At 47.3% G+C, this 4040-nt stretch carries 4 protein-coding genes and 1 tRNA gene; 2 read left to right on the top strand and 3 right to left on the bottom strand.

Features of this window, described 5'->3' with window-relative positions; translation table 11 throughout:
- Window positions 1-443: 443 nt before the first annotated feature.
- On the top strand, window positions 444-782 hold the full coding sequence (locus VFS25_RS04610) for a helix-turn-helix transcriptional regulator (RefSeq protein WP_326460946.1): 339 nt from the start codon (window positions 444-446) through the stop codon (window positions 780-782).
- Here the strand turns inward: VFS25_RS04610 and VFS25_RS04605 are convergent.
- Both VFS25_RS04605 and VFS25_RS04600 read right to left on the bottom strand, forming a co-directional pair.
- A complete protein-coding gene (locus VFS25_RS04605) occupies window positions 768-1214 on the bottom strand; it encodes a DinB family protein (protein WP_326460945.1) in 447 nt (148 codons plus the stop codon). The two genes, VFS25_RS04610 and VFS25_RS04605, sit on opposite strands and share 15 nt — an antisense overlap.
- Window positions 1215-1471: 257 nt before the next feature.
- The gene (locus VFS25_RS04600; RefSeq protein ID WP_326460944.1) at window positions 1472-2650 is read right to left on the bottom strand and encodes an acetyl-CoA C-acyltransferase; all 1179 of its coding nucleotides are present in this window, start codon (window positions 2648-2650) and stop codon (window positions 1472-1474) included.
- A 109-nt stretch (window positions 2651-2759) separates the two neighbouring features.
- Between VFS25_RS04600 and VFS25_RS04595 the strand changes: the two genes are divergently transcribed.
- A tRNA-Lys gene (locus VFS25_RS04595) sits at window positions 2760-2832 on the top strand.
- Here VFS25_RS04595 and VFS25_RS04590 read toward each other — a convergent pair.
- A partial coding sequence (locus VFS25_RS04590; RefSeq protein ID WP_326460943.1) for a recombinase family protein occupies window positions 2798-4040 on the bottom strand: 1243 nt, incomplete at its 5' end. The two genes, VFS25_RS04595 and VFS25_RS04590, sit on opposite strands and share 35 nt — an antisense overlap.

Here is a 4040-nt window from a genome sequence, read left to right as displayed (position 1 = left end):
AAAGGGAAACTGCCCCGTCTTCCAAAACAGGCAGCTTCCCGGTTATTGGGCAAGTTTAAACGCAATGTTATGGAACTTACACCAAACTCTTGTAGCCTTCAGCGGCTACATATTATTTTTGCCGGCACTCGGCTGTTATCTTCTATTTTCCTGCGCAACATTGTTACTTAGCTTTTTTCCTCTTCCGGCAGTAAGCCGGTATCTTTTCATGCCCGCAAGATATTCCTGGTTTTAGAACGATCCTTTTATATTGTCGCTACACCAATACCCATTATAAGAGCTGTCATCTCTTACCCCTTATCAATAAAATAATCTTGCTATTATATTGATAATCTAGTTGCGTAACAACCTGATTACAGGCGCTTTATGTAACAAATATACGTTACAAATCGCAAAAGTGTAGCAATTAATTATGATTATTTTTTTATTCTCAAAGTGATTATATGAATTCGATAAATCCTTTTTTAAAACCTATCAGGCTAACGCTCGGCTGGACACAGGAAAAGCTGGCGGCTACTACCGGCATTAACCGGAAAACCTATACGGCGTATGAAACCGGCAAACGGGGCCGGCGTAAGATCAGCGATAGCTTTTATAAAAAATACCTGAACGGTACCGGTATTGATCTACACCTGACTATCGTTAAAGGACATACGATTATTACGGGCCCGGAAAAATTACCTGCCAGGGAATTGGCGCTGCTGCTGGATGCCGGTGCTGAAATCCCGGAAGAACCTATAGATGAAGCCTGCGCAGCAACATCACCGTCAAATGTCCAGTAAGCGCCGGTGATAATTGATCTGTCCCAGGTGATAGCCCAGGTGTACGGCCAGATGGGTTAGCATATAGCCGGTAGTAGTAGCTGCTTCAAACACTACTATGGGATATGTTTTATCAAGATCATCCTCCGGGAGCTTGTCTAATACAGCAGTGATAACAGCGGCGGTTTCTTCTACCTGCTGCAGCAACACTGCCCGGGGTACATTTTTTAATGCAAACTCCGCCGGCCGGTCGCGCACATAACCTGTTTTGCCAATGACGGTCCCGATAAAGTGCTGCAGGTTACCTGTCAGGTGCAGGCAAAGATTGCCGGCGCAGTTCGGAATGTTTTTGTCGACCACCCAAAGCTGCTGCTCGCTTTTGTAGGCACTGATCTCCTGCTTTAGTTTATTCAGATCGCGAAGGAAGAGCTGTTTTAATACCGGTATCTGCATGATGTTAGTGTAAGGCTCAAATATACTGCAATGGAGGTTATGTAGGATGAAGCATATAGAATGTGGTGGCCTGCTGTTTACGGGGTGCAGAATGGCTATAGGAAAATAGTTTTGCCGAATGCATGCTAAAGGCGGAAGGTATGGATTGGCGATCTGCCCGGAAGAAGATCGTTTTTACATAAAAAAGGCCGGTCTGAAAAGACCGGCCTTAAATATTTTTATCCGGGAGCTGTTTTTTTACCCCCACCCTATTAAACTTAATCAATCCGCTCTATCAGGCCTGCAATGCCCTGGCCACCGCCAACACAAGCTGTTACCAGGCCGTATTTTTTGTTCAGGCGTTTCAGATCGCTCAATATCTGTACGGTAAGCTTGGCGCCGGTGCAACCCAGGGGATGGCCCAGGGCAATAGCGCCGCCGTTGATATTAACGATGTCGGGGTTCATGCCCAGTTCGCGGATAACAGCTACTGATTGTGAGGCAAAGGCTTCGTTCAGCTCTACCAGGTCAACATCCTGCAGGGATTTACCAACCTGTTTTAATGCCCTGGGTACTGCTGCTATGGGGCCAACGCCCATAATGCGGGGATGCACGCCTGCAGAAGCGCAGGCAACCAGGCGGCCAATGGGCTTCAGTCCCAGCTCGTTCACCATGGTTTCGCTCATCACAATTACAAAGGCTGCCCCGTCGGAAGTTTGGGAGGAGTTGCCGGCCGTTACCGAGCCACCGGCTGCAAATACCGGCTTTAGCTTAGCCAGCGCTTCGGCCGAGGTATCGGCGCGGGGGCCTTCGTCTGTATCAACCGTATAGGTACGTTTTTGCTTTTTGCCTTTATCATCTACATATACTTCCTCTACCTGTATAGGCAAAATGCCTTCTTTAAAATACCCGTTCTGAATGGCGGCCAGCGCTTTCTGGTGAGAGCGCAGCGCAAAGGCGTCCTGCTCTTCCCGTGACACTTTATACTCCGTGGCAACGGCTTCCGCGGTGAGGCCCATGCCCAGGTAGTAGTCCGGCGTGGTGCTGGCTACGGTGTAGTTAGGCACTGTTTTCCAGCCGGCGGTGGGCACCAGGCTCATACTTTCCGTACCGCCTGCTATGATACAGTGCGCCATACCGGACTGTATTTTGGCAGTAGCAATGGCAATGGTTTCCAACCCGGAGGCACAGTAGCGGTTTACCGTCATTCCCGGTACGCTTTCGCCCAGGGCCCTTACAGAAATCATGCGGCCTATCTGTAATCCCTGTTCTGCTTCAGGGACTGCGTTGCCTACAATAAGATCGTCCACACGGTGCGGTTCCAGCTGCGGCACGCTTTTCAGCAAGGCGGTGATCACATCTACGGCCAGGTCGTCGGGCCGGTAAAAGCGGAACCCGCCGCGTTTCGCTTTACCTACAGCTGTACGGTAACCGGCTACTATATATGCTGTTTCCATGCTTTTAACTCCTTTTTACCGGGGGGACCGGTGTTTTTTTATTTAAGTTAAATAACTTTTGTGAATTTTAAATGAAGGTCTTAAATTTGCAACCCTGTTTAAGGGGAAAGACTCCGTAGCTCAGTTGGTAGAGCAGCTGACTCTTAATCAGCGGGTCCAGAGTTCGAGTCTCTGCGGGGTCACCTCTAGGGACATTTCAGTAAATTGGCTGGAATGTCCCTTTTTTATTTGGTGAAAATCAGCGTCCATGGCGCATATGAGGCGAATGGCTTCGTTGAGGCGAGGAGTTCGATAATTGAATCCGTCAAAAGTCAATTTTTCGGGGTATATCGAACTCACGATTTCACGTTTTTCTACAACGGTTCCATTTTCATACAGGCGATCCAGTCGAGAAATGTTGTCTACGGCTTTATTTACCCAATCATCAATTTTGCCGGCAGGGATAGTATAGTTCGATAATCGCGCTTCCAGGGATTCGATTTCGGGTTGGTATTCTGCTTTTATTTCCCTGTATTCTGCAGCTGTAATATCTTCTTTCAGCATCAACCGCCTTGCCTTTGAAAGCTCTTTATTCAATTCATCTAAACGATCCAGCATCATCCTATAGCCATCCATGTGATTTTTGGTTTGGCTATTATATTCACTAACCATTACCTTTTTGTATAGCTCCCCGGTACCGGGATGGGGAACCAGCTTCTTCAGTTCCGCCACAAATAGCTGATTTGCATTCTCTGCATTAAACCGACAACGACAGGAAGAGGTACAATGATAATAATGATAATACCGGTATTTGCCCTTTGAAGCGCTGCCGGTCAGCAACCGCCCGCAATGAGGACAAATTAAAAAGCCGCGTAGCGGTAAATCATCATACACTACTATCTGTGTTCCGCGTTTTCTTTTTCTACCGTCCAATACGTCCTGAACTTCATAAAAAAGCGCTTCAGAAATAATAGGTTCATGCTGGCCCTTTACAAAATGAGCCTCTTCGTCCTTATACTTGGGAATAAAGATTTTACCACAGTAAACAGGATTGCGGATTATAACCCAAAATCCATTTCTACTGATCTTCAGCCCTTTCTCCCTTGCCTGCTTCCAGACTTGTCCTGTAGTAAATATTCCTTTAGCTACTGTTTCAAATGCCCAGCGTAGAATGTTCGCATCGGGATATCGGGGTGTAATGTATTTCTTTCCTACTTCGGTTACTTTGTTGACATAGCCAACCGGCGCGGTTCCCATCCAACGGCCTTCTTTTTTAGCCCTGCGCATACCAAAGAAGGTATTTAACGCTCTCCTGTCGTTCTCCACTTCGGGAGCTGCAAGGTAGATAGCCAGCATCATCTTGTTTTCAGGGATGGTTAAATCCAACGGTTGTTCTACCGCCTGCACATCT

The organism is Chitinophaga sp., assembly GCF_035761305.1.
Classification (GTDB): Bacteria; Bacteroidota; Bacteroidia; order Chitinophagales; family Chitinophagaceae; genus Chitinophaga.
This window is presented reverse-complemented; position numbering and strand designations above follow the sequence as displayed.

Excerpts from the sequence above, each read along its gene's own strand:
- VFS25_RS04610 (WP_326460946.1), top strand. The coding sequence starts at position 444 with ATGAATTCGATAAATCCTTTTTTAAAACCTATCAGGCTAACGCTCGGC.
- VFS25_RS04605 (WP_326460945.1), bottom strand. The coding sequence starts at position 1,214 with ATGCAGATACCGGTATTAAAACAGCTCTTCCTTCGCGATCTGAATAAA.
- VFS25_RS04600 (WP_326460944.1), bottom strand. The coding sequence starts at position 2,650 with ATGGAAACAGCATATATAGTAGCCGGTTACCGTACAGCTGTAGGTAAA.